Consider the following 23711-nt stretch of genomic DNA (forward strand, 5'->3'; position numbering starts at 1 on the left):
CCTTCCACCGCTCAGACGTGGCGCTGCCGGCGTTCGAGTCGGTCTCGGAGTGGCCTGCGCTCGCGATCACCACGCCGAACGTGGACCTGGCGCTGCCCGTCTTCGAGTCGATCTCGGAGTGGCCGGCGCTCACCCTGACGTACGAGCAGTCGTTCGCCTTGCCGGTGTTCGAGTCGGTCAGCGAGTGGCCCGCCCTGACGGTCACCATACCGGTCAAGCCCGGCGATTCGCTGACCGGCGCGAACGGCGAGGCGGAGTGGAACGGCACCTTGTGGGGGCCGACGACGAGCATCCGCGTGCTGCTGCCGGTCGAGGGCTGGCTGGGCACGCCCAGCGTGGACAACCTGAACGTGGAGAAGCCCGCCCAGCATGGCGCGTGGGACGCTCTCAAGTTGTCCCAGCAGCGGGTCGTCACGCTGCGATTGCAGGCCAACTCGGCGACCGACCCGTTGTCGGTGGATGACCTGCTGGAGCAGGTGATCGCCGCCACCGGCCTGCCCGAATCCGAAGATCCGCTGCCGCTAGTGATCAAAGCGTATGGGGCTCCACGCCTCGCCTACGGGCAGGTGATCGACCGGCCGATCACGATGGACGGCGACTACAACGCCGGCCTGCCCACGGTCGGTGTGCTGATCGCGTGCGGTGATCCGCGCCTGTACGGGCTGGATCCGCGCGGCGCGACCGTCGCTCTGAACACCCCGACCGCCTTGGCGAACGCGGGAAACTCCAGCACGCATCCGCTGATCAGGCTGAAAGGGCCGCTCACCGACCCGACGCTGGTCAACCAGGCGTTGGACAGGACGCTGCAGTTCACGATCACGCTCTCGGCCGACCAGATCCTGGAGATCGACACCGCTAACGGGACGGTCACCCTCGACGGCGTGTCGAAAATGTCGACCCTGGGCGGGGTGAGCGACCCGGTCTCCGACTTCGTCCTGAAGGCCGGATCCAACCTGATCCAGTACACGACCGCCGCTGACGGCACCAACGGAGCCGACCTGACGTGGCGAGACGCCACCATCTGACCTGGTAGCGCGCTGACCTGCATGATCGGAGGCCAGCGTGACGGCTGCGGTTCGTTCGGTCCAGTTCAACACCCTCCAAGCGCCGAGCGGCACCGTCAGCAGAGGTGACGCCCGCCCCGGAGACGTGCTGCTCGCCTTCCAGTCGGCCGACTCGGGCGGGCATGGCGCGATGAACCTGGGCGGCGACTGGCTGCTCCTGGACGCCTACCCGGGCGACCTATGGCCGGGCAGCGTCAACGGCACGTGGGCAGGCGTCAACCTGTGGAAACGCGTCTGCGACGTCGGCGAACCCGTCTCCTACACCGCGTCCCAGGGCCCGGTCGCCGACGGAGTTGTGGTGATCGTCGCCATCTCCGGCGCGGTCACCGACCGTACGCAGACCGCCAACGAGTCAGACACGACCACGCCCGGCCTCGCCCCCAGCCAGCCGTCCGGCGTCGAACTGCGGTACGTGACCGGCGTGCCGTCCCCTCCGGGCGGCTCCGTGTCGTGGAGTCTGCCTAGCGAGTACACGGCGCGCGGGCAGGCCCAGTCGGGCGTGTGGGTGTCGGGCGCGATGGTGTCCAAGCCGGTCGTGTCCACAGCGCCTACCGGCGATGTGACGCTGTCGCCATCACTGCCTCTTGCTGCCGCCGCGTTCACGGTGTTCCTGCCCAGCGCGGAAGAGCCGGTTCCTGACCCTCCTGTGGTGCAGCCGTTCGCGCCCGGCCGGGGCGCGTCGAAGTTCCGGTACGTGTTCACCAGGCTGCTGGACCGCACCTACCTGGGCGACCTGAACCTGACGAACGTCACCTTCGACAAGAGGATCCTGCAACCGGGGGCTTTCAGCGCGACCATCCCGATCCCGAACCGGCGCATCGGCGACCAAGTGGCCGAGATCATCCCGCGCGACGACACGGACCTGTCCATCGGGCCCGGCGTCATCACCTGCCAGATCTTCAGGGAGGGCGAGCCGTGGGGCGAGTACTGGATCACCTCCGCCCAGCCGTCCCGCAGCCGTAGAGGCACCCCCGCGATCCAGTTGCGGGGCAGCACCCTGGACGCCTACCTGGCGCACGTCGAAATCCAGTCCGACCTCAACTACTCGGCCGACCAGATCGACATCGCCCGCAGCCTGCTGTCCCACCTGTCCGCGCAGGCGCACGCCAACATCAGCCTCACCCTGCAGCCTGGCACCAGCGGCGTCGTACGCGACCGCACCTACCTGGAGTCCGAAGGGGCGAGCTACGGCGGGCGACTGGTTGAGCTGGCCCAGGTCGATGACGGCTTCGAGTGGGTCATCGACCTTGCTCTCGTGGACGGCGCCTTGCAACGCCAGTGGCGGTGGGGCTACCCGAAACTCGGCGTGCAAAGCCCAGCCCCGCACTTGTTCGCCGACGGCCGGTTCGGCGGCGACATCCTGGAGTGGGGCGAAGAGATCGACGCCCTCCGTGGCGGGACCAGATGGCGGGCGCGAGGCGCCACCGCATCCACGGACGCCTCCACCACCTCAACGCCGCTCATCTCCGACGCGCATGAGGCGACCGCCCACCTGGCCGCAGGCTGGCCCAGGCTGGACCGCACCCTGTCCTACAGCACCGTCAGCCAGCAGCAAACCCTGGAGGACTACGCTGCGTTCTGGGCAGCGACCGCGCCCGGCGCCCTGAGAGTCGACCAGGTGACGGTCACGTTCGGCAAAGTCGTCACCTTCACACCCAACACCCTCGGTGACAGCGGGCGCTTCTACTTCAACAACCAGTGGCATCGCGGCGTGTGGCGCACCCGGCGCATCATCGGCATCGGCATCACCCCCACCTCGCGCGGGTCCGGCAAAGAAGAAGCGCGCCTCGTACTCGAAGGGCTGGAGGTGCCCGGTGCCTGACGTCTACCCGGCAGACCTAGGAACCCGCATCCGCACCCTGGAACGGGAAGTCGCCGAACTCAAAGCGCTCCTGCAAGCCCGTCAGCCGATGACCGCCGCCAGCAAAGGCTGGCTCCTGACGGACATGTCCATCCCGTCGGTGGAGCCTGGCACCTGCCATCTCGGCTGCAACGACGGCGACGTCTTCAGCGTCAACGCGTCCGGCCAGGTAAAACGCATGTTCCTGCAAGCGGCGGTGATCGCCAACCAGGCCGACTTCACCTCTGGCGACATCGCGGGAACGCCGACACCGGCGCAGTACAACGCGCTTCGAGCGGACGCGGTGGCCACCCGTCAGTACGCGTTCGACCTGACCACCATCCTGCGGAGTGCGGGTCACATCGCCACCTGATCGTGCCGCCCGCCTTGTCCGAGGGTGCGGGCGGCACCCGCATTGATCGAACCCTGGAGGCCGTGAGTGGAGTGGGCGCAAATCCCCGTCGTGCAACTAGGGGCGTTGGGCGTCCTGCTCGCAGTCCTCTGGCTGGTCTTCCGAGGCAACCTCGCACCATCGACTCTCGTCCCGCGCTCCACCTTGGACGATGTGCGGGCCGACCGTGACGCCCGCATAGCCCAAGTCGTCGCCGACCGGGAAACGCGCGTCAAGGAGGCGAACGAGGACGCCGCCGAGTGGCGGCAGCTGTACGTCCGCGAATGCGACGCACACGAGCTCACGCGCAGGGCGCATGCCGAGGAGGTCCGGGCGGCACTGCTGGCCAGCACGGAAGGCGCCCAAGTCGCGGCGGCGCTGCTGGCGGAGATCCGCTCCCGGCAGATCGAGGCAGGCTGATGGGCGAACCAGACGAAAGGCTGCCCGACATCGACGAGGCCAAGATGGCGGCCGAGGAGTCGCAGCGGCGAGCCGAGGCCGACATGGTGCGGGCGCGTGAGCAGGTCCGCAAGTCTCTGACGCTGGCGGATCGGCTGCGTCGGCTGCGCGAGGCGAACGGGTTTACCGCACTGCTGGATGACGCGTTCGGAGGAGGCCATGCTTAACGCCTCCCTCTATCTGGTCGGCACCGTGGAGGTGGTGCTGTCGGCGGTGCTGGCGGTCGCCTGCGTGGCCGCTCAGATGCTGCTGGCGCGCTGGTGGCAGACGGCCGCCGGCCGTCACGTGATGGCGTTTCAGGCGGTGCTGGCGGTCTGCCTGTCGCTGTGGACGCTTCGCCTGGTGGTCCCGGACGGCGGCTGGTTCATCGCGCTCAGGTTGGCCGCGTTCAGTGGCGTTCCGCTCGTGCTGGCCTGGCGGCTGGCCATCATCATCCGGACCTGGCGTAGCAAGCGCCGCGAGCACATCAAGGGGGAGCGATGACCGACGAGCCCGACCCGCAGTCCGAGGCGCACCTGGTTGTCACCGGCGTGGACACCCGCGACTGGGGGCCGACCGAGCCCGACGAAGAGGACGTGCTGCGCGAGCTGTACGGCGAGCCCGACCCGGACGGCATCTACCGCGGGGAGGGGCAGTGACCGCCGCTGCGATGCTGGCCGAAGCCCGCGACGACCTGGGGCTGACCGGCCGGCCGAACCGGATCACCCGCGACTATGCCTCCCGCAACGGTGCGGCGTTCCTGGCCGCGCCGTGGTGCCAGATGAGCATCACCTGGTGGGCTCGCCGGAGCGGCAACGCCGACGCGGTCCTGCCGAGGGGCGACCGCGCGTACACAGTCTACTCGGCCGAGGACGGCGAGCGTCTGGGGCGGTGGCATGCCGGGACGATCGCCAACATCAAGAAGTACGCCGAGCCGGGCGCGGTCGTCTACTTCGACTGGCAGTACACCGACCGGATCGCGTCCATCGACCACGTCGGCGTCATCGAGCGGGTGCTGCCGGACGGTCGCGTTCAGACGATCGAGGGCAACACCGGCGACACGTGCAAGCGCAGGGTCCGCTCCTCCGACGTGATCGCCGGGTTCTGGGCGCCCGCTTACGCCGGCGCCGAACCCGCCGGACGGCCGAAGCCTGCCAAGCCGAAGAAGAACTGGACGGAGGGGCTCGTGGACACGCTGCCGCTACTCAAGGTCGGAGCTAAGGGCACCGGAGTGAAGCGGGCCTTCTACCTGCTGGAGTCGCACGGCTTCGGCCTGGACCCGGACGTGTACGACGACATGACGTTCACGCCGGCGATGGGCAGCAAGGTCGCCGCGTTCCAGCAGGCGAAGAAGCTGAAGGTCGACAAGGAGATCGGCCCAGCGACGTGGACCGCCCTGGTCGAGCCGTAGCTGTGGACGGCCTGCACGTACGCCTTGATCGGGCTGTATGTGGCGCGGGTCCCGCTGTGGCCACCTACCTGCGCTTTAGAAACGGAGCGGGATGACCCTGACCCACAGGCAGGCGGCGCTTCAGGCCGCCCTTGAACTGCACCTCGACCTCGGCATGAGCCTCCTGCCCGGTATCGACCGGGAGGAGACCACACGCAACGCCGAGAACGCGATCCGTCACACTGCGGACCGCTTCGCGGCCTGGCTGGAGGGCACGAAGCGCCTCCGCCTGACCGCCACCCGTCCCGTACAAGAATCCGCCGGTTCAGCCGGTGAATCCACGCAAGGAGCAACGCAGATGCAGATGAACACCGGTGAGAAGTTCTCCGTCCTCGCCGACACTGAGGACGCCTCCGGCTACGACACTCCCGAGACCATCTCCTGGTCTCTGGACAACTCGGACGTGGCCACGCTCCAGGTGTCGGAGGACACCCGCACCTGCTGGGTCGTGTCCGGGGCGCCCGGCAGTGCGGTCCTCACCGCCACGGTCGGCTCGCTGGGCCTGTCGGCCACCCTCGCTGTGGACGTGGTGCCCGCGGGTACTGCCACGATCAACTTGGTCGCTGGCGACCCGGTCGCGGAGTAGTACGTGAAGATCTTCGGCCGTGAGCCTGCTGTCTGGCTCCACGCTCTGCAGGCGGTGCTGGCGTTTCTCGTTACCCTGCCGGCGCTCAACGCGCTGGGATTCACCCCTGAGGTGTCCGGCTGGGTGATGACCGTGGCGGCCGGTGTCGTTGCCGTGCTGGTCGCGCTGGCGACCCGCCCCTTAATGGTGTCGGCGCTTACGGGCGGCGTGCAGACGATCCTCACCGGCCTGGTCGCCTTCGGGCTGCCGCTGTCGGAGCAGTCCACAGGCGCGCTCGTGGCAGCCCTGAACGTGGTGCTGATGCTGCTGATGCCGCTCGGCCTGACCCCGGTTGCTGACCCGGCGCCGGGGTTCGTGCGGGCGGAGCGGCAGATCGTCCGCTGAGCGTCAGCCTGGCTCGCTAGGCTGGCCTGCCCGCCTCTGCCATGGGAAACCCTGGCACCCACGACGGTGGTACAGCGGCGGGTACTTACGGGGTCGGGTCGCCTTCGGGCCGCCCGGCCCCTTTTCCTCTGTACTACGGTGATCGCATCAGTGGCAGATTCAGCGGCGCGGACAATTGGGCGGAAGGGGCGTTTCGCGAGCCGCTCAGCGTTCGTCGAAGACGAGGTCCTCAGGCGGCCTGGCAAGGCGTACGGTCCCGTCGATGACCTCCACCAACGTGTCGAATCCCGTCCACTGGCCTCGGGACAGGACGAACAGCCGGTCGTCGCGCGCGTCCAGGTAGTCCTTGAACCCGTCGAGCGCGGCCGCGCCATCTCCCAGCGCGAGGTAGTCGGCCAGCCGGCGGAACAATTTGGGCATGATCGTCAGTTCGTCGGTGAGCGATTCCATGCCCTGGACCTTTGCGCCGGTCGTGGTGACGTCGTGCGCCCACAGCCCGATTCCACTGGCCCGGGCCTGAACGGTGACCGTGGTCAGCTCATCGCGCAGGTCGATGTAGAGCTTGCGGTAGAAGGTGGGATATGCCGCGCCTTGCACCAGCAGATGGTGATTGGCGGTGGCCCGCAGCAGGTTCACGTCCACGGTGATGGAGGTGCCGCTATCGCCGGGCGCGGCCCCGCGCCCGGCGAAAGCCACGCACCGTCCGTAGACGTCGGCTCCGCGGGTCAGGATGTATCCCGGCACCTTCGGGGGTTCCGCGCTGGTGACGGTCTCGCGCTGATCTCGGCTGACGCTGGTGAATCCCAGCCAGGTGAGCAGTTCCTGGGCCGCTGCCTGCCCCTGCGCCAGCGGCTGGTGCACCTCCCCGTCCTCGGTGGAGTAGTGCGTCTCAAGGCTGTCGACCCCGTCCAAGCGCAGTTGGGCGCCACCGGAAGCATTGAGCCGGACCCGGTGGGGACCTTCGACGCGATTCCAGTGCTCGGGCTGGTTGGGGTAGAAGCGCACGGAGTCCCCGTCTGGCCTGGCTCCGACCACCTGATACGTGCCTTCGATCACTAGCATGGGCATGACGATCTCCTTTGGCTCATGAGACAGCCGCAGCACCAACATCGCAGTCGATCAGCTTCTCGTCGCAGTCGCCACGCAACTCTCGCCAGCAAAAACGTTGCCCCCGTTCCTTCAAGCCTTTACGGCGAGAGGGCGGGGGTTCCGTTCGACTGTAGAGCCGGCCCCTCGAACCACGCGCCCGCCGCTCCCATCGTGGAGCGGCGGGCCGTTTCATGCTGTCCGAGGTCAGGCGCAGTTGGTGGAGCCCGAACCTCTCTTCCACCTGCACACGTCCACCCTCTTCGGGCCGCTGGACCAGTAGAGGCTCGCAGTGTCGCCGGTGTTGTTCCACACGTACGAGGCTCGCCCCCAGTATTTGGTGGTCGTCGTGTCCGCGCCCTTGCCGGAGCGGATGGTGACGGTCTTGCCCGACTTGAGGCTGAAGAAGGGGAACCGGTACTTGTATCCCGTCTCGTCGCGCACGATCCAGTCCATCATCTGCACGGTCACGTTGGAGTTGTTCTTCAGTACCACGTATTCGGCGTTGAGGCTGGCGTTCGAGCGGGTGTCCTTGCCAGGCGAGTCGTAGTAGACCTTCACGATCTCGACGATCGGAGTCGCCGCCTGGGCGGGCGGGGCGACCGCTACCAGCATCGTGACTGTGGTGGCGAGCGTGAGAAGAGCGGGACGCGTCATCGAGTCCTCTTCTGTTCGGGAAGATGTGGCTCATGTGAGACGGCCGACGATCACGGATGGTTGTCGCCGAATGCCCGCCTGTGGATCGGCTACCCGTCGCCAAGGGATATGGAAGGCCCTGCCCTTTTGGTCCTTCGTGACTGAGGGCGGGGCTTCTTCGAGTCGTTTGGGCTAGCAGGTGGTCAGCATCTTCTCCAGCGCGGACCGCTCGGCCGGCTGCATCGTGAGGCCCCAGTCGAACTTGACGTCCACCCACGAGCGGGCGTACTCGCATTCGAAGCTGGCCAGGGGAGGTCTCCACACGGACGGGTCCTTGTCGCCCTTGGCCTGGTTGACGTTGTCCGTGACCGCCCACAGTTGGCTGTCGGACAGGGAGTTGGCGAACGCTTTGCGCTTGGCGGTGTCCCACTCCCATGCGCCCGACCGCCAGGCTTCCTTCAACGGCACCATGTGATCGATGTCGAGGTCTTGCGGGTCTGTCCACACGCCGCCGTCGTAGGGGCTGTGCCATGTGCCTGAGACGGGGGAGCACTTGGCGTTGGTTTCGACGTTCTCGCCGTCTCGGATGAGTACCGTTTCGCGGGCGTCGCATTGGCCTTGGACGGTGGCCCAGTGAATGAACTTCTTCCGGTCGTAGGTGTCGGCGTGCGTCTCTTCGGCGACGGTTACGGCGCCCAGCTCGTTGATGGCGACCTCCGCTGTGGGGATGCCGGGCGGTCCCGCCCATGCTGCGTTCGGGGCGAGCGGGATGAGCAGGAGCGCGCTGATAGTGGCGAGGGCGATTCGGCGCATGGGCGAGCCCTTCTGTTCCCGCCTCGGCCAGGGTGACGTGCCTGGTCAGGGGGCGAGACGGGGGAGACAGAAAGAAGGTCTCAGGTTGGTAACGGGAGCCGCCATGCCGGAAGTCACAAGCCTGGCCTGCGGTTTTGCGGCGTGTCCCATGTAACGCGGACGCCCTGACCCGCAGAGTGTGGTCACAAGCCGCATAACGTCCGCGCCGTCGGCACTGCGCCCACACACGACGAAGCCCGCCACCCTGTGCGGGGTGGCGGGCCGTTTCATGCTGTCCGGGGTCAGGCGCGGCGCCAGCGCCAGTACGGGTCGCTGGTCTTGTACGCGCACTTGTACTTCCGCTTGGTGACCTTCGCGTAGCCGTACCGGACGTGGGCGGCACGCGGACAGAAGGCACCCGGCGTGATGCACACCCAGTGAGTCCCAACCTGCTTGTAACAGGACGCGGCCGAAGCGGTGGCGTGAGCCTGGACGGCAGCGGAAGCAGGCAGAGAAGCCGCCACGGGGACGGCCAGGGCCGTCCCTACGAGGGCGGCGGAGACAAGCAGGCGTTTGAGCACGAAGGGCTCCAGGAGTAGGGGGTGGAACGTGACAACGGTGAGACGGCTGCACCCCATCAAAGGTTGCGCCGGTCGCTGTCCAGATGCGGACGGCCTGAGAGCGGGTCGACTCTAGATCGCACACCCGTTCGGTCTAGGATCCCCTCGAACCACGCACAACGGGGAGATCCACCATGGCCGACTACGACCCACCTGCCGACCTGATCCAGCTGCGCCGCGACTTCCTGGCAGCGGAGGCCCGCCTGTCCGCCGCTGGGCGGGAGATGCCGTCACACGCTGCCGTGGCCGCCGGAGAAGCCGAGCCCGCCACCGAGGAGCAGCGGGAAGCGTGGCGGGCCTTGGACGCCGAACGCCGCCGTCTGGCCGTAGCGATCCAGGAGCACCCGTTCTGGGGGACGGTCGACGATCCCAAAGCGGCCCGCAAGGCTTTGGACGACGCCGTCAACTGACGCGCCTGACGGAGAAAGGGGATCGCCCCGACCGGGTCTGCGCCCGTGTCTCAGACGGTAGGCAGGGCTTGAGGGCGGCTGATCGCCCTGGCAAGATGCCGCGCGCCGGCGACCCGTGGGTGCCGTTCCACCAACTCGTTCGCGATCCGCCGGATCGATGGCCTGTCGAGCACCTCCGAGGGTGCGTGGCAGTGTGCCGTCAGCAGCGCCGCCGTGGTCTCCTCGGGCTTGCCCCATTGCCAGTAGAAACGAGCGAGGTCCGTATGGAGCCGCCCACGCCGCTCAGGCGTCGGGTACATGCCGTCCCGCAGGTCGCGGGCAGCGTGCAGCGCCGTTCGGGGATCGCCGAGGGCGTAGGCGATATTCGCGCGATAGAGCGTGGCGAAGGGCACGGCGGTCGGGGCCATGGCCGGTATCCGGGCGGCGGCCTGCTCTGCTTCGGCGATCCCCTCCAGGGCGCGCGACTCGTCCCCGCCCCAGGCGTGGGTGTAGGCCCTCGCGCACAGCAGACGCAGGTGCATGTCAGCTTGAGCCGTCGTACGAAGGCCGGTTGCAGTCAGTTGGTCGACCCCCCGGGACATCACGGTGGCGGCGAGGTCGGGCCGTCCTTGGATGCGCAGCATCATGCCCAGCGCTCGCGTCGAGGCGGCCTTGGCCACCGGGTCTGCGGACCGGTCGGCGTACAGCAGCGCGCGTTCCGCCGTGATCCGGGCGGAGTCCTTGCTGCCGACCTTGTTGAGCGTATCGGTTGCCAGGTTGTAGCTCGCCGACACCAGCGCCCACCCCGCGGGGGTCTGTGCGCGCTCGGCCGTCTCCCGCGCCGATGCGAGCAGGCCGGGCAGGGTGGCGATCAGGGTGGCGAGGTCGCTGGTGTCGAACTGTTGGCGCGCCTGGCGCAGCATCCGGGCGATCTGCGCCGGCTCGGCGGGGCTGGCTGGTTGCACGGGGACGGCTAGGGCGTCGTTGAAGCGCGACAGCAGGGATAGTGGGATGCTCAGCCCGGCCGCGGTGAGCAGTGTGCGACGCCTCATCGGATCATCGGTCCCCTCGTCGGCATGACTCTCACCATGCAATGTAACCGCACCATTGCTGTGCGTAACAGATTTGGGGCGCTGAGGCGTTTCGATCGGCGCTCCAGGATGTAGCTCATGGGGCGCCATGTCGTAGAGGCGGCACAGCATGTGCTCGTAGTCCGCGGATATGGCTACAGCTCCGTGTTCCCACCGGCAGAGCATCACGCCGTTGACCGCAGGAGCAGGCCGTCCGTCAGCCTCATATAGGGCCAGGAGCTCGTCCACCGCCTGCGGCCGGGACCAGCCCCGCGCCAGCCGCCGCGCCTCCAGCGGCAGAATGTCCGGCAACTGCTGGACAATCACCTCGGCCATCTGCCGCGGCCCCAGGCCCTGATCCACACATGTCCGGCGGATGTCGCGGGCCTGGCGGGCCAGGTCAGCACGTTGCGCTCGACTCATCGCGACCACCGCGTCACCTCCAGCGCGAAGCTCTGCGCTGAGCGTACGCCGCGCCCTGTCTGTGGACATTGCCGCCGCGGCAATGCCCACGTTGCCTCGGCATTGATGCAGCACGGGCAGGGCGAGACCGTGTGAGCAGCCCCACGCGAGAGTCACAGCCTCACTGTGGGCTGACCTGGGGCTTCCTGGAAGCGAACCCACCTCTGACAGGAGAAGATCCGCATGGTCAACGAAGAGTTCGCGCCCGGCCAGAGCGCGACGGCCGCCGAGCTGACGCGAGCAGGACTGCTCTTGGTGGACGGCGCGGTCAGCATCGACGCAACGGCCCGATTCGTCCCCGCCGACGAGCAGGGCATGGTGCGGCCGATCGAGATCGCAGCGGGCTGCCGGATCGGCGCGTACACGGTGCTGTACGGCGGCGTCCGCCTCGGCCAGGACAGCCAGATCGAGGAACGAGTCATCATCGGCAAGCCCGAGAGCGGTTACGCAGTCGGCCACGTCTACCCCGGCGCCGGCGCCGACACCGTGATCGGCCCCGACGTGACGATACGCTCCGGCGCGATCATCTACGCCGGAGTCGAGATCGGCGAAACCACCGTGGTGGGACACCACACGCTGCTGCGCTCGTTCGTCACCGTGGGCGAGGGAACGCAGTTGGGCCACCACCTCACCGTCGAGCGGGCCACCCGCATCGGTAACGGCGTCCGCTGCTCGCCCGGCAGCCACATCACCAGTTCGTGCGTGCTCGCCGATGGCGTATTCCTCGGGGCCGGTGTCCGCACCATCAACGACCGGGAACTGATCTGGCGCGACCCGGACCGGCAGCCTGACCTGGTCCCGCCGCGGTTCGAGCGCGGGGCCAAGGTCGGCTCCGGCTCGACCATCATGGGCGGCGTCGTCATCGGCGAGCACGCCCTGGTGGGCGCCGGGTCGGTGGTGACTCGGGACGTCCCCGCGGGCGCCACGGCCTACGGAGTGCCCGCCCGGGTGCAGGGACGGTCTGCCGCCATCGAGGTGACAGCATGACCGCTGTCGCGTACCTGCACGCGCCCGAGCACGGCCATGCGGCTGGATGGATCGCCCCGCTGCGGGCCGGCCTGCCGGAAGTCACCGACCTGGACTTTCAGCGGCTTCACCTCTTCGACGGCTTCCTGATCGACCTGCTCACCGCCCACCCGGTCGACGCTGGCGTGGGTTCGGAGACGCGGAGTAAGCGGCTGCTGCTCGTGCGCGAGGAGCTGGCTCGTGGCGGACACCTCGCGACCGCCGTCGCGACCCGTGATGGCGGGTGCGGCCGACCTTCGTTGATCCAAACGCTGATGCAGTTCATCTGCGGCTATCACGACATTGACCTGCGCGACTCGACAGGGCTCGGGCACGGCAGGCTGATCGCCCGGCACGCCTCCTCTCCCGTCCGGGATCGGTGGCTACCGCGTCTGCTGGCCGGTGCTCTGCCGGGCATCGCGATCACCGAACGGTGCGGCGGAAGCCGACCCCGCGCCACCGCGACCCAAGCCACGGTGTGCCGGGGCGGCGCCTGGGCGATCAACGGCACCAAGACGTGGATCAGCCGCCTGAACGAGGCCGCGGTGTTCTGCGTGTTCTTCACCGACCCGGCCGGGCGGCTGTCGGCCGGCGTCATCGACGCCGCCGCGCAGGGGCTCACGAGGCGCCCTATCCAGCCCAGCGGCCTGTCCGGATGGGCGTGGGGGGAACTGCACCTGGAGGACGTGCGGGTGCGCCCGTGCGATCTGCTCGGCCCGCCAGGCTCAGGTATCGCCCTGCTGCGGGAACATTTCGCGCACTATCGGCCGCTGGTGGCCGCGACCGCCCTCGGGGCGGCGGCAGCTGCCTGCGACACCGTGGCCGCACATCTGATCGCCCGCCGTGCTGCGGGAGTCATCTCAGAGGTCCGCGACAACGCACTCATCACTCTGGGCCGCGCCTACGCGCAGATCAACGCCGCGCTACTGGCCACACTGACCGCCCAACGGCTCTCGGCGGCTGGCGATACGCGCGCGGAGCTGTGGGGCTGCACGGTCAAGGCGTACGGGGTGGACGTGGCCTACACCACCGTAAGCGAGCTGACGCTGCTGGTTGGCGCGCTCGGGTTCACGGCCGACTCTGCGCTCGCGAAGGCTCGCCGCGACCTGAACGGGTTGCTGTATGCCGATGGCATCCACGACAGCCTCTACCGGAGCGCAGGACGAACGCTCACCACGACGGCGCGACCGGACTCGGGTCTTGCCGAGCTGCCGGGTCCGGGCACCATGGCCATGGCCGGGCTGACCGCTCGGCCGGCATGACCACAGCACGTCAACCGATCGGGAAGCCGTTCTCCAGCGACAACGTCGTCCCGGCGGCCACCGCATCCAGACACGCAGCGATCCGGCGAGCCAGCAGATCGGACACGAGCTCTCCCACCCGCTCGGCCTCGACAAAGGCGTACGAGGCCAACTCGTCGACCTTCAGCCGGATCGCTGCGATCGCGTCAGCCTCCAGCACGCCGCCGTCGTAGATGAGGATCAGACCCTCGGGGCGTTCCGGCCGAGACGGTACCCAGTCAACGGCCAACACCCTCCCGACCGGCCGGTCCAGGCCGATCTCCTCGACCACCTCGCGGTGGCACGCCGCTGGCGGCGACTCCTCTTTTTCAACAGCGCCGCCCGGGATCTCCCAGTTCGGCTTGTAGGTCGGCTCCACCAGCAACACGCGCCCGGCCTCGTCCCGGAACAACGCGCCCGCCGCCATCCGCCGACGCGCCAACGACGCCACGTATTGATCCGGCGACACAGCCGGTGATGGATTGCTCACCCGGCGATGCTACCCGTTGACATGCGAAAGAGCCCGGCCCCCAGCGCGTCCCACTGGCAGTTGGATCACCTCGACCAGGTCGGCCAGATCCACGTGCTGCTCAACGTCGCGCACCGTTCGGCAGTCGGCGACGAAATATCGGCGATTGTTGACCTTCTGGGTGATTTTGTAGAGGGGCGTTCTGTCGAGGACGATCGCCTCCACCTCGATACCGCCAGGACCTCGCCACACTCGCACGCGCCAAATCTACACAAATCGGACAATTGGTGACGCGAGAAAGCCCCGGCCGTATCCGACCGGGGCTTGTTCCTCGTCTCATACCTACGCCGACACCGCCTCACGGGCGCCCTGAGCCGTCCGGGACGCCTGCTCGTGGTGGATGGGGATGACGACCACCACGTCTTCCGGGTACGCCTCGTACGATTCTCCGGGCAGCGCCTCTGTCGAATACAGGATCGGCGGGCGACGCCAAGCTTTGACCTGTTCCACGTTGGTGATGAGCGGCCACCGTCCACCCACCTGCGGCGGGTGAGACGGCTTCATGTAGGTCATTTCAACCAGTCGGAACCGGCCGCCGCTCTGGTAGCGCATCTCAAGCTCTCGGGCCTGCATGCGTATCGCGTTGTCCTCCGACATGGGAGAACCTCCTTGAAAGGGTTGTGAGGGAGGCGCCCCTGCCTCATATGAGGCAGGGGCGCCGATCTATGTGGACACCCGATCGGGTGCGAGGGGTCAGAACATCGGCGGAGTAGCCGAGACGAGCTGCGCGGCAGGGTAGTAGCGGGCGTGGGCCAGCCACATGGAGGCCAGCCGGGCGAGCGTGTCGTAGTCGCCCGGGCGGGCAGCGCAGTTCCATACGTGAAGCCACAGGCCGAACGCGTGTGCACGTAAGGCGCCGTGGTCGCCGTCGGCAACAGCCTGCTCGATGTCGGCCAGCGTCGCCACCGGCGGCTCCGGTTCGCCGTCGCAGACGTGCGTCCGGTGCTCGGCCTCCGCGGTGAGGGCCAGCAGATGGCAGCGTGGCATGTCGCCCTCGCGGCGGAGCGCCTCGTACAGGGGCAGGATGCTGTCGAACACTGGTAACCATGCCTCGCCCGTGTCACGATCGGCGAGAGCTGCCGCGATCTCCGCCTCGCAGGCCGACCAGTCGATGTCGGCGGGCACCAAGGGCTCGGCCGCAGCGCTAGTGGTCTCAGGTGTCACGGTGATCTCCTTGTCACCAGGGGGAGGATGTGTCCCAGCCGCAGGGTTCCGGCTGGGACACACCCGGATCGTGGGGGTTAGCGCCGGATGACCGGCTTGGTCACGTCGCGGTGTTCCACGGTCACGGTGAAGCCTGCGGCGGTGAGGAGGCGGGCGCACTCAGACGCCATGACCACGCTGCGATGGCGGCCTCCAGCGCAGCCGAACGCCACGGTCACGGGTCGGCCAAGGCCGAGGAGAGCGCGCACCAAGGCGGCCTCATGCTCGATCCACGCCTTCGCGCCCCGGGTGGCCAGGACGTGCCGGCGGACGGTCTCGTCCAGCCCGGTCATCTCACGCATGGCCGGGTCGACGTGCGGGTCGTGCAGTAGACGGCGGGCGTCTAACGTCACGTCCGCCTCCGGCGGGTCGGCATGGCCGTACCCGAATGAGGTGACGAGCACCTGTGCGGCGCTGGACATCATGACTCGTCCTCCACGTCTTCCTCGGAGACCCTGCGTGGACGGGTGGGCTCGTCGTCGAGCGGGGTCGCTGTGCGGACGAGCTCCGCCATCAACCGCTCGGACAGGCCCTTCTCCGCGCGATCTTTGCGTACGGTCACGTGCCCGCTCCTCTCCTGCGTAGAGCGTCGGCGGCCAGCGCATGTGGGCTTAGCGGGTCGCTCTTGCTGTAGGCGTCGTCATCCCGCCCGTAGGCCAAAGGGCCGTCGTAGCCCTCCTCCTCACGGATCCGCCGCAGATCCTGGTACGCGGCGTCGTTGTCGAACATGGCGTGTTCTCCGATTTGTGAATGGGTGGAGGTGGTGGAGCTGGCTGCTCCGGGCTCGTGGCGCTCGGCGGCCGTGGCGCCGCCCCACACGCCGTACGGGATCTCGTTCTCCAGCGCATACGCCAGGCATCTCGCTTCGACCGGGCAGCCCTGGCACACCCTTTTTGCGGCCTCGCAGGACTCGCCCTGGTCGGGGAAGAACTCCTCCGGGTCCGTCTGGCCGCAGATGCCGCTCGCCATCCATGAGGTTGCGGCGGCCATGTCCTGCAGATCCGACAGCATGTCGATCATCATGATTCGAGTGCTTCGGGCCACGCCCGGACGACGCCGCAGCCAGGTGGGGGCGACCAGAGTTGAACGCCGGTCACCCACGCCAGCCGCACGATCCTCGGCCCGACCTCTCCGCTGGGAGTGAGCTGGGCATACACGGACATGGTGGCGTCGGCGTTGTTGCCGTGGTTGACGAGGATCTCGTACTGGCCTTCTGTGACACGGGCGTACAGCGTGTTCTTTCCGCTGCCGCTCATGTACGTGATCTCGACGTTGCGGTGCAGCTCCTGCATCGGTCAGCTCCTCACCGGTTGGGCCGCAACTTCGTCGACGTTGGCGAGGTCGGTCGGGCTCATGCGGATGAGCCCGAGTTCGGTGAGGAAGCGCACCCACACCGGTTCGATCCCGGGGGACTCGGCGAACTCGTGGTCGCTCACCCGGCCGAGCGCGTAATAGGCGGTCCAGCTTGCGAGGCGCTGCATTTCGACGCTGGTCATCCACCGCACGTTGCGGGTCTCCCGCGCTGATGGTCTGAGTGTGCCGGTGGTGGTGGCCTGGTAGATCTGCCACTGGTGGCCGACGCCGCGCGGCCCAGGAAGACGGCGGCATTGGTTGGGTCGCCAGCCTCCGACGGGCAGCAGTTCGAGGGTCGCGACGGTCAGGCCGAGTTCTTCGGCGACTTCGGCGCGGGCTGCCTGCTCGTAGCCGGCGTGGTCGTCGAAGACGTGCCCGGCGGCAGGAGCAAGGCCGGGCGGGAAAGTGGCTCTTTCGAGCATCAGACATCGGGTTTTCGCGTCGGTGATGAGGACGCCGACGCTGGCGTTGTCGCAGCGTTTCGTCATGATGGTGGTTGCCTCCGTTGGGGGTGGCGGGCGTGTGCCGTCGTGGCCGGTCTTGGCGGATAGGTCCACGGCTGGTGTGCGCCCGCCTCTATGCGGCGGGGCGGTCTGGTGCCTTCTCCAGGGCTGGTGGTACAGCTGACCGCTCCGGGCGCTCGCGCGGCCCCTCGGGGATGTGAGGGCCGGGCGGGCACCCGCAACGGGCGCGGCACTCAACGAACCTGGTCGGCTCCCGTCGAGGTCAGCCACCGCTGGCCCTGCCGTCCGGCCAGGGCAGCGCCGGGAACCGATGACACCTGCCACGCGAATGCGGCCATCGACAGGTGGGCTTGCGCTGCGCTGGCCAGCGCCGTGACCTGCGGCCAGTCCTGCTGCTGGCGTGCTTTGGCGAGGTCGTCCAGGCAGCCGTTGGCGGCGTCGAGGTGGTCGGGGCCGCTCATCTTTCTGGCCACGGGAATCTCCTAACGCTGAGTGGGGGAGAGTTGGTAGAGATCGCCGGTCTGGCGGATGACGCCGGACTTGGTAAGGGCACGCAGAGCGGCGGGTATCTCCGCCAGCGGCACGTCGTCGCCTAGGTGTCGCAGGACCGCCACACACACGGCGCCGACCGCCAATGGCCCGGCGAGCAGCGCGCCCTCGACGGCCGCCTGCACGTCGCCGGAGGTGTGGCGGTGCTCGCGCCGCTTCGGTGTAGCGACCTCACGCGGGTTGCGGCCTCGGGCGGCGTGGTGACGGTACTCCTCGATGAAGCCGAGGGTGCGCTCCCCGAGTTCGCCGGCCGGTGGTGTTGAGGCGATGCCGAACGCGTCGCGTACGGGCATCATGCGCAGGGCCGCGGACGGGCGGCGGTCGACGCCGGTCGTGTAGCCGAGGCCGTGAGTTTTCGCTCCGTTGCGGAAGTACTCCGGCAGTTTGGACGGGTCGGCGGGCAGGCCGACCATGGCGTTGTCGGTGCTGGAGCCGGTACGCAGCGCGGTGAGGCTCCCGCCGGACAGCAGGTTGGACCGGAACGACTGCTTGTTGTGGAAGTTGTCCAGGCCGAGGTTCTGATTGACCACCAGCAGACTGCCGCCCGCCTTGCGCCACGTTCGGACGCCGGTGGACAGCAGTTCGAACCCGGCGTCGCCGAACGGGCTGTCGAGGAAGAACTTCAACTCCTCCACGCACGCCATCAGCATCGTCATGCCTGCCATGTCGGGGTCGCCGGGCAGCAGGAACGGCTTGCCGCGGCGTTCCCGGCCGAGGTCGTCCACCCAGGGTGCGTGCGCTACGAAGTCGGCGCGGCGCAGCATGACGAAGTCGAGCATCTGCAAGTTCTCGAGCGTCTCCTCGTTGCCTTCCCCGTAGATGGGGGTGCGGCCTGCCCAGTCCGGCTGTGAGCTGCCGTTCTGGGGGTCCAGCAGCGCGGTGGCGACGAGCGGGCAGCGGTGCGCCAGCGACAGCAGCGCGGACACGTGGTTCGACTTGCCGGACCCGGTGTCGCCTGCCACGACGCCCATCTGGGCGCCGCCTGAGGTGGTCCAGAACTGGCGGTGGGCTGGCTGTAGGTCGAAGAAGCGGCCTACCTGCGCGATCCCCGTCTGCGGGTCGATGGCGGCGCCGGAGTCTTCCAACCACATCGTGGAGGTCAGGTTCTGGTCAGAGCGGATGACGGTGACGCGGGCGCGGGACGCGTCACCGTCATCAGACTCTTCGATCGCGACCTGCGAGATGCGCACCCGGTTGGCGGACGCCACCGTTTCAACGGCGGCCACCACTGTCATCTGCGAATACCGGGTCGGGCCCGGCTCGCCGACGACGATCCCGGTGTAGCCGTCGGGGACCGGTTTCACCTGCTCCAATCGGGTCAGCTTGAACGCCGGATGGTTCGGCACGACCCGCTCTTGCCACAACGTCACCTCAGCGCCGAGCGAGTGGGACGCGTTTCGAGGGGCCGACTGGGCGGCGGGGGAGGGGCGTGGACGGCGCAGGACGGCCATCCAGTAGGGGGCCGCCATGATGATGCCCGCCACCCACAGCAGGATCGCCACCCACCCGTACGGGCCGAACAGGGCCGCCCCTGCAGCCCACACAACGCCCGCGGCGACGGGAACGGCCGGCAACGGCTCTCCACGCCGTTCGGCTCGGCCGAGAACGGACACAGCGGTCGCTGCGATCGCCGCGGTGCGGATGAGCGGGTGAACGTTTGCGGCGTCGGCCGCCCAGGCGGTGGCGTGCAGGATGGCCAGCCATGCCACGGGCTGCAGCAGCGCCAGCTTGCCCCGCTCGTGGTGAGCGACCTTGCGGGCGGTGCGCAGCACAACCTCGCCGCGGCTGCTGACGGCGTCCTGGCCGTCGGCAGTCGCAATCTGCGGCGGGACGGGTCGGCTGGTCGCCGTGTCATGGCTGGACATCAGTTGGTCTCCGGCTAGTTGTTGGCGACGGCGAGAGCGCGGTCGGCGATGCCCTGGGCGACGCCGGCGGCCTGGTTGAGCAGGTCCTGCAGCACGGCGGTGTCGCCGATCAGGTCGCTGTGCTTGGCCAGAATGTCGGCCATGGAGGCGGCCAGGCTTTCGCTGCCGCTCATCTGGGCGCGCAACTCGCTGGCGAACTGCTGGTGGGCGGCGGAGTAGCTGGTCAAGCCTGCGGCTTCGGTCTGCACGGGCGGTTCCTCCTGGTCGGTTTCCGGCCCCTGGTCGGGTTCGGTGTTGGGTGGGTCTTCGGACGAGTCCGGTTCGTCGGACTGCTCTGGGTCGGGCTGATCCGGTTGCGGGTCAGGGTCGGGGGCGGGTTCGTCGGTCTCGGCGTCGGTCTCGTCGATCACCTCGCCGTCTATGGGCTGGGCGGCCTTCCATTCGGCGTACCGGTCCCTGGCGCCGAGCCAGGCGGCGCGGCGGATGCGGTTGGCCGCGGTCAGCGCCTTAGCGATGCCGTAGAGGCCGGCCAGCAGCCAGGACGTCCACCGTCGGGGGTTCTTCCACGACGGGTCGCCCGCCCGCAGCCGGTGCTGGGCGAAGTCGTAGCCGTCGCGGAACTCGCGGATCGCCTGCGCCTTGCCGGCCTGCCATGCTCCGGCCGCGACAGCTCGGGCGTCCGGGCGGCGCCACATGACGCCGCAGATGACCGCGGCGAGGATCAGGGCCAGGATGAAGAGGCTCACCGGGTGTCCATCTGCGAGGTGAGCGTGTTGGCGTTCGTGCGCACCTGCTCGGTCAGGTAGCTGATGGTGGCGCCGCCGGTGATGAGCACGATCGCGGCCAGCGACGGCAGCACGAACAGGTTCCACGGGTAGTCGAGCTTCTTGTCCGACAGGTCGGCGATCGAGGCGATGAACAGGGTGGCGAACAGGATCAGGGCGATCCCGCCGACGATCAGGACGGAGGTGATGCTGGTCGCCAGGCGGGCCAGCGCGACGCTGACGCCGACCAAACCCAGCCCGGCCAGGAACATGAAGATGCCCATCAGGGGCGGCCACTTATTGCGCTTCTTGAGCTGCAACGCAGGGAAGAGGAACACGGCGGTGGCGAACAGGCCGCCGACGATGACGCCGATCATGAGGTGTCCTTTCACACGAAGAGACTGAGGAACATCGCCAGCAGGCCGGTTGCGGCCAGCAGGCTGGGATAGCTGACGATCAGAAGCAGCAGGTGCAGAACGGCGGAGGCGGCGATCACCGGCGCCCCGTAGATGGCGTAGGGGATGCGCAGGATCAGCGCGTCCCGGATGTAGGGCTTGGGCGCGAACCAGAACTGGCGGATCAGGTCCGCCACCGGGCGGGGCCGCATACCGAGCAGGCCGTCGCCGACGACGGCTGCCCTGAACCCCACCCGTAGGCGGATCCCTTGATGACGCCCTGCGGTTCTGACAGCCAGCGCCAGGCTGCGGGGCGGTGAATCCTCTGATGAAGGGGCGTCTGGAAGCTGGTCGCGATCGAAGGGCAGCACGACCCCGCCCCCGTCATCGCCTGACGTGGCGTTGTGGTCGTCCGGGATCGTGAAACGCAGCTCCATCACGCCGTCCTCGTTCAGTCGTTGATGTCGTTGGTGGTCTCGCGAAGGAATGCGGTGACCTCGCGCCGGATGCGGGTGGCCTGGTCTGGGTCGTCAAGCTTGGCGAGTGCGGCCCGCAGCTCATCGAAGGCCAGGCTCATATGCGCCACCGCGTGAGCAAACTCAGTCACCTCCTCGCTGCTGGCTGAGGGACGGTCGTCGTCGGAGGGAAGGTCGAGACGGAAGATCTCCACTGGTTCACCGGTCCTGTCGGCTTCTGGTGTCGGCCTTGACTGCGAGGTCGACAAGCTGCTTGGCCAGTGCGCGAAGCTGCCCGTCGGCCCACGCCGCTTCAGCTTCGCCCTGACGTGCGACTGCAGCCATGACCGCGCGGAAATAGGCGGCGGACTCGGCGAACTCTTGGCGAGCAGTCGCCGCGGCGGCGATTCGCCGGCCAAATCGATCCGCACGGCCAGACCTTGCCGACGCCTTCTGACTCATGCGATCTCCACTACCTTCTGTGATTGGTGTAGGGTGTGCCTCGCGCACGTGCACATGTGCACGTGCCCGCCCACGCGTAGGGACCCCTTCAGGCCACGGCCTCGCACTGTCGGCGCGTTTTCGCTGCCACGGTGCCGTTCACTGAGCGTCATGGCGTTGAGGGCCAGAAAGAGCGCTGCTGGCACGCGATTCGTGATGTTCATTCCAGGTCCTCCCATCACGCACCAGCCGCAATGATGAGCGCGGCCACGAACAGCCACGCGTGGTGCCAGGACTGATCGAGCGCGTAGGCGCCTGTCCCGGTGGGAGCGGCTTTGCGGTCGCCGAGCTCGTAGAAGCCGCCCTTGCGCAGCTTGTTGGCGAGCCGCTGCAGCGTGACGGGCTCCTCGCGGTTCTCGTGGTAGGCCGACCGGTCGGCCCAGTAGTGGGAGGCGGCGTCGACGAGCGGGCCGGCCTGGAGCGCCCACCCGTTGAGGGGCAGACCGGTCACGCGGACGAGCGCGTACAGGAACGCCAGCTTGGTCGCGGTCAGCGTGGCCACATGCCAGAGGCACGCCAACTGACCGTTCCGCGTCTGCTCGCCTTTGGCGCACGCCTGCCCGTGGGTCTGGACCCCGTGGTCTCCGAAGGAGTGGGCGGCGTACAGCGTCACGAAGACGGCGGCAAAGGTGACGAGTTTGATCATCGCGTCGAGGGTCATGACGGGCCGCCCTGCGGGCCGCACGGGGTCACGCCGGCCACGGCCTGGCAACCGGCGCACGAGGGAGAGAAGTTGACCCCGTGTGTCGGGCACGTGGGGAGGTCTTCCAGGTTGTGCATGTGTTCACAGGCGGGGTCGAAGTAGCGGGTCATGACTGGTCTCCGGAAGGGGGGTCGGTGAGGATCATGCGGACGCCTCCGAACGGTCGCCCGAAGCGTCCGAGTCGGCGACCGATCGTGTCGGGGCGTACACCGTGCCGTCGGGCGCGAACCGGTACCCCTGGGCGGTCATCTTCTTCTGCACGTTCTGGACGCGTTTGAGGCCCCACGTCTCGCTGAACTCGTAGCGCTCGGCGACGTCGGTTTTCGTGGGTCGCCGGCCGACACCGTTTTGGCCGCGGCACCGACGGCGGATCCAGTCTTCGGCTTCGCGATTGTCCTGGTCGTCGGGCCTTTCGCGGTCGCTGTCGGGGTCGCGGGTCGGGTCGCTGCCTCGGTCGCTGTCGTCCTCGTCGTCCGCGACCGGGTCCGCGTCCGTGCTGACGACCGACAACGGGGCCGTTGGGCCGACCGAGTCCGGTCGCGGATCCGGTCGCGTCTCGGTCGCGCTGGCGGTCGTTTCCGCGACCGTCAGCGCGACCGAAGTGGTCGGATCGGCGGTCGGGGTTTCCACGCCGAGCATCCGCTGGCGCGTCCACATCTTCAGGTCGGCGAGGGCGCCGGACGCGCGCGAGTCGACGTCCGGTTCGGTGGCGGTGTGCGCGTCGGCGATTGCCTTGGCGCGGGCGACGGCTTCTTCTCCCGCTCCGGAAATGGCGGCGGCTCGTACGGCAGCCCAGTGGTAGGCCTTGTGGACGGCCGTGGTGATCTGGTGCTTGAGCGTGGTGACCGCCTCAGCCGCGCAGAACACCATGACCGGCGGCACGGAGTGGAGCAGGATGCCGCCGAAGTCGGGATGGCCGGCCGGGATGGTCGACCAGGATTCCCACGTGTTCATGAGATAGGTGAGCGCGAGGGCGGTCCACTTGGTGCGGCGGATCCACCGGCCGCCCTTGATCTGGTGGCGGGCAATGATCTGCTCGCCCAGCAGGACCCCGACGAGGACGAGCGACACCATGGGGTCGAGCAGCCAGGCGATGCACCACTCGATGGACCACACCTCTGCGCCCTGGGCCGCGAACCGCTGGACGTTCGCCATCGTGAACAGCAGGCCCAGGATCAGGCCGGTCCAGATGAGCCGGTCCACGCGGGTGCGCAGCCGCTCGATCCGCAGCGCAACCACGTCAGGGTCGGTGTCGTAGCCGCGCACGTCCGCGGCGTCCCTCGCCGCCGCGGCGAGTTTCATCGCGCGCGTTGGCCGGCTCCGCTTACCAGCCCACGCGTTGACCTCGCGGGGTGGGGGAGCGTGCGTCGTGTCCATCTCAAGGGGTCCGTTCGTTCAGCGGGTGATGTAGGGCGGCTCGGTGAGGGCGCCGTCCTT

General features: G+C 68.4%; 36 protein-coding genes. 13 read left to right on the forward strand and 23 right to left on the reverse strand.

Translation table 11 applies throughout. The features are described 5' to 3' along the window. The first annotated feature begins 17 nt into the window (after positions 1–17). The 10 genes from AB0C30_RS58620 (at position 18) to AB0C30_RS58665 (ending at position 6153) form a co-directional block, all read left to right on the forward strand. A complete protein-coding gene (locus AB0C30_RS58620; protein ID WP_357962066.1) occupies positions 18–1025 on the forward strand; it encodes a hypothetical protein in 1008 nt (335 codons plus the stop codon). 37 nt (positions 1026–1062) lie between these two features. Further along, positions 1063–2886 (forward strand): hypothetical protein, encoded by a 1824-nt coding sequence (locus AB0C30_RS58625; RefSeq protein ID WP_357962068.1) that lies wholly within the window; start codon positions 1063–1065, stop codon positions 2884–2886. Next, positions 2879–3277: a hypothetical protein gene (locus AB0C30_RS58630; protein ID WP_357962071.1), complete on the forward strand. Its 399-nt coding sequence runs from the start codon at positions 2879–2881 to the stop codon at positions 3275–3277. The genes AB0C30_RS58625 and AB0C30_RS58630 overlap by 8 nt, the downstream gene beginning before the upstream one ends. A gap of 66 nt (positions 3278–3343) precedes the next feature. Continuing rightward, a complete protein-coding gene (locus tag AB0C30_RS58635; RefSeq protein ID WP_357962074.1) occupies positions 3344–3715 on the forward strand; it encodes a hypothetical protein in 372 nt (123 codons plus the stop codon). Continuing rightward, on the forward strand, positions 3715–3921 hold the full coding sequence (locus AB0C30_RS58640; protein ID WP_357962076.1) for a hypothetical protein: 207 nt from the start codon (positions 3715–3717) through the stop codon (positions 3919–3921). The genes AB0C30_RS58635 and AB0C30_RS58640 overlap by 1 nt, the downstream gene beginning before the upstream one ends. After that, positions 3914–4237, forward strand: coding sequence for a hypothetical protein (locus AB0C30_RS58645; RefSeq protein ID WP_357962078.1), 324 nt, complete (start codon positions 3914–3916; stop codon positions 4235–4237). The genes AB0C30_RS58640 and AB0C30_RS58645 overlap by 8 nt, the downstream gene beginning before the upstream one ends. Further along, positions 4234–4392, forward strand: coding sequence for a hypothetical protein (locus AB0C30_RS58650; protein ID WP_357962080.1), 159 nt, complete (start codon positions 4234–4236; stop codon positions 4390–4392). Before AB0C30_RS58645 ends, AB0C30_RS58650 begins: the two co-directional genes overlap by 4 nt. Beyond that, entirely contained in the window at positions 4389–5144 is a 756-nt protein-coding gene (locus tag AB0C30_RS58655) for a CHAP domain-containing protein (protein ID WP_357962083.1), read from the forward strand. The genes AB0C30_RS58650 and AB0C30_RS58655 overlap by 4 nt, the downstream gene beginning before the upstream one ends. 91 nt (positions 5145–5235) lie before the next feature. Then, positions 5236–5769 carry a hypothetical protein gene (locus tag AB0C30_RS58660; RefSeq protein WP_357962086.1) on the forward strand — a complete coding sequence of 178 codons (534 nt, stop codon included), beginning with the start codon at positions 5236–5238 and terminating at the stop codon, positions 5767–5769. Positions 5770–5772: 3 nt separating this feature from the next. Further along, positions 5773–6153, forward strand: a complete 381-nt coding sequence (locus tag AB0C30_RS58665; protein ID WP_357962088.1) for a hypothetical protein — start codon at positions 5773–5775, stop codon at positions 6151–6153. A gap of 204 nt (positions 6154–6357) precedes the next feature. Here AB0C30_RS58665 and AB0C30_RS58670 read toward each other — a convergent pair whose 3' ends face one another. From AB0C30_RS58670 to AB0C30_RS58685, 4 genes are all read right to left on the reverse strand, one after another. Continuing rightward, positions 6358–7221, reverse strand: coding sequence for a hypothetical protein (locus AB0C30_RS58670; RefSeq protein WP_357962091.1), 864 nt, complete (start codon positions 7219–7221; stop codon positions 6358–6360). A 225-nt stretch (positions 7222–7446) separates the two neighbouring features. Further along, a complete protein-coding gene (locus AB0C30_RS58675) occupies positions 7447–7896 on the reverse strand; it encodes a lamin tail domain-containing protein (protein ID WP_357962094.1) in 450 nt (149 codons plus the stop codon). A gap of 171 nt (positions 7897–8067) precedes the next feature. After that, positions 8068–8688 carry a DUF1524 domain-containing protein gene (locus AB0C30_RS58680; RefSeq protein ID WP_357962097.1) on the reverse strand — a complete coding sequence of 207 codons (621 nt, stop codon included), beginning with the start codon at positions 8686–8688 and terminating at the stop codon, positions 8068–8070. A 281-nt stretch (positions 8689–8969) separates the two neighbouring features. Next, the gene (locus tag AB0C30_RS58685; protein ID WP_357962100.1) at positions 8970–9248 is read right to left on the reverse strand and encodes a hypothetical protein; all 279 of its coding nucleotides are present in this window, start codon (positions 9246–9248) and stop codon (positions 8970–8972) included. Between the two features lie 173 nt (positions 9249–9421). Between AB0C30_RS58685 and AB0C30_RS58690 the strand changes: the two genes are divergently transcribed. Continuing rightward, the gene (locus tag AB0C30_RS58690; RefSeq protein WP_357962103.1) at positions 9422–9697 is read left to right on the forward strand and encodes a hypothetical protein; all 276 of its coding nucleotides are present in this window, start codon (positions 9422–9424) and stop codon (positions 9695–9697) included. A 50-nt stretch (positions 9698–9747) separates the two neighbouring features. On the opposite strand, the gene AB0C30_RS58695 is transcribed toward AB0C30_RS58690, so the two are convergent. Then, the gene (locus AB0C30_RS58695) at positions 9748–11178 is read right to left on the reverse strand and encodes a hypothetical protein (RefSeq protein ID WP_357962105.1); all 1431 of its coding nucleotides are present in this window, start codon (positions 11176–11178) and stop codon (positions 9748–9750) included. 213 nt (positions 11179–11391) lie between these two features. On the opposite strand from AB0C30_RS58695, the gene AB0C30_RS58700 reads away from it, so the two are divergent. Further along, the gene (locus AB0C30_RS58700; RefSeq protein WP_357962107.1) at positions 11392–12195 is read left to right on the forward strand and encodes a hypothetical protein; all 804 of its coding nucleotides are present in this window, start codon (positions 11392–11394) and stop codon (positions 12193–12195) included. Next, complete coding sequence (locus AB0C30_RS58705) at positions 12192–13475, forward strand: acyl-CoA dehydrogenase family protein (RefSeq protein ID WP_357962109.1); 1284 nt, start codon at positions 12192–12194, stop codon at positions 13473–13475. Before AB0C30_RS58700 ends, AB0C30_RS58705 begins: the two co-directional genes overlap by 4 nt. Positions 13476–13485: 10 nt before the next feature. Here the strand turns inward: AB0C30_RS58705 and AB0C30_RS58710 are convergent, their stop codons facing one another. The 18 genes from AB0C30_RS58710 to AB0C30_RS58795 form a co-directional block, all read right to left on the reverse strand. Then, on the reverse strand, positions 13486–13983 hold the full coding sequence (locus AB0C30_RS58710; protein ID WP_357962112.1) for an NUDIX hydrolase: 498 nt from the start codon (positions 13981–13983) through the stop codon (positions 13486–13488). A gap of 9 nt (positions 13984–13992) precedes the next feature. Beyond that, entirely contained in the window at positions 13993–14220 is a 228-nt protein-coding gene (locus tag AB0C30_RS58715; RefSeq protein WP_357962118.1) for a transposase, read from the reverse strand. Between the two features lie 84 nt (positions 14221–14304). Further along, positions 14305–14619 (reverse strand): hypothetical protein, encoded by a 315-nt coding sequence (locus tag AB0C30_RS58720; protein WP_357962120.1) that lies wholly within the window; start codon positions 14617–14619, stop codon positions 14305–14307. A gap of 96 nt (positions 14620–14715) precedes the next feature. Beyond that, the gene (locus AB0C30_RS58725; protein WP_357962123.1) at positions 14716–15186 is read right to left on the reverse strand and encodes a hypothetical protein; all 471 of its coding nucleotides are present in this window, start codon (positions 15184–15186) and stop codon (positions 14716–14718) included. A 77-nt stretch (positions 15187–15263) separates the two neighbouring features. Further along, a complete protein-coding gene (locus AB0C30_RS58730) occupies positions 15264–15650 on the reverse strand; it encodes an RNase adapter RapZ (RefSeq protein WP_357962125.1) in 387 nt (128 codons plus the stop codon). Beyond that, complete coding sequence (locus tag AB0C30_RS58735) at positions 15647–15787, reverse strand: hypothetical protein (protein ID WP_357962128.1); 141 nt, start codon at positions 15785–15787, stop codon at positions 15647–15649. Before AB0C30_RS58735 ends, AB0C30_RS58730 begins: the two co-directional genes overlap by 4 nt. Continuing rightward, positions 15784–16248 carry a WhiB family transcriptional regulator gene (locus AB0C30_RS58740; protein WP_357962131.1) on the reverse strand — a complete coding sequence of 155 codons (465 nt, stop codon included), beginning with the start codon at positions 16246–16248 and terminating at the stop codon, positions 15784–15786. The genes AB0C30_RS58735 and AB0C30_RS58740 overlap by 4 nt, the downstream gene beginning before the upstream one ends. Then, positions 16245–16517, reverse strand: coding sequence for a hypothetical protein (locus AB0C30_RS58745; RefSeq protein WP_357962134.1), 273 nt, complete (start codon positions 16515–16517; stop codon positions 16245–16247). The genes AB0C30_RS58740 and AB0C30_RS58745 overlap by 4 nt, the downstream gene beginning before the upstream one ends. Positions 16518–16520: 3 nt before the next feature. Next, the gene (locus AB0C30_RS58750; RefSeq protein WP_357962137.1) at positions 16521–17135 is read right to left on the reverse strand and encodes an NUDIX hydrolase; all 615 of its coding nucleotides are present in this window, start codon (positions 17133–17135) and stop codon (positions 16521–16523) included. Between the two features lie 140 nt (positions 17136–17275). Further along, on the reverse strand, positions 17276–17515 hold the full coding sequence (locus AB0C30_RS58755; protein ID WP_357962140.1) for a hypothetical protein: 240 nt from the start codon (positions 17513–17515) through the stop codon (positions 17276–17278). Positions 17516–17524: 9 nt separating this feature from the next. Beyond that, positions 17525–19456, reverse strand: a complete 1932-nt coding sequence (locus AB0C30_RS58760) for a hypothetical protein (RefSeq protein ID WP_357962143.1) — start codon at positions 19454–19456, stop codon at positions 17525–17527. Positions 19457–19470: 14 nt separating this feature from the next. Then, positions 19471–20202 (reverse strand): hypothetical protein, encoded by a 732-nt coding sequence (locus tag AB0C30_RS58765; protein WP_357962146.1) that lies wholly within the window; start codon positions 20200–20202, stop codon positions 19471–19473. After that, entirely contained in the window at positions 20199–20597 is a 399-nt protein-coding gene (locus tag AB0C30_RS58770; RefSeq protein ID WP_357962149.1) for a hypothetical protein, read from the reverse strand. Before AB0C30_RS58770 ends, AB0C30_RS58765 begins: the two co-directional genes overlap by 4 nt. Before the next feature lie 11 nt (positions 20598–20608). Beyond that, entirely contained in the window at positions 20609–21052 is a 444-nt protein-coding gene (locus AB0C30_RS58775; RefSeq protein WP_357962152.1) for a hypothetical protein, read from the reverse strand. A 14-nt stretch (positions 21053–21066) separates the two neighbouring features. Then, positions 21067–21285: a hypothetical protein gene (locus AB0C30_RS58780; RefSeq protein ID WP_357962154.1), complete on the reverse strand. Its 219-nt coding sequence runs from the start codon at positions 21283–21285 to the stop codon at positions 21067–21069. Between the two features lie 4 nt (positions 21286–21289). Next, the gene (locus tag AB0C30_RS58785; RefSeq protein ID WP_357962156.1) at positions 21290–21532 is read right to left on the reverse strand and encodes a hypothetical protein; all 243 of its coding nucleotides are present in this window, start codon (positions 21530–21532) and stop codon (positions 21290–21292) included. A 217-nt stretch (positions 21533–21749) separates the two neighbouring features. After that, a complete protein-coding gene (locus AB0C30_RS58790) occupies positions 21750–22232 on the reverse strand; it encodes a transcriptional regulator (protein ID WP_357962159.1) in 483 nt (160 codons plus the stop codon). A 183-nt stretch (positions 22233–22415) separates the two neighbouring features. Then, positions 22416–23576, reverse strand: coding sequence for a hypothetical protein (locus tag AB0C30_RS58795; protein ID WP_357962161.1), 1161 nt, complete (start codon positions 23574–23576; stop codon positions 22416–22418). Positions 23577–23711: the final 135 nt, after the last annotated feature.

Source organism: Nonomuraea sp. NPDC048901 (assembly GCF_040649695.1).
Lineage (GTDB): Bacteria > Actinomycetota > Actinomycetes > Streptosporangiales > Streptosporangiaceae > Nonomuraea.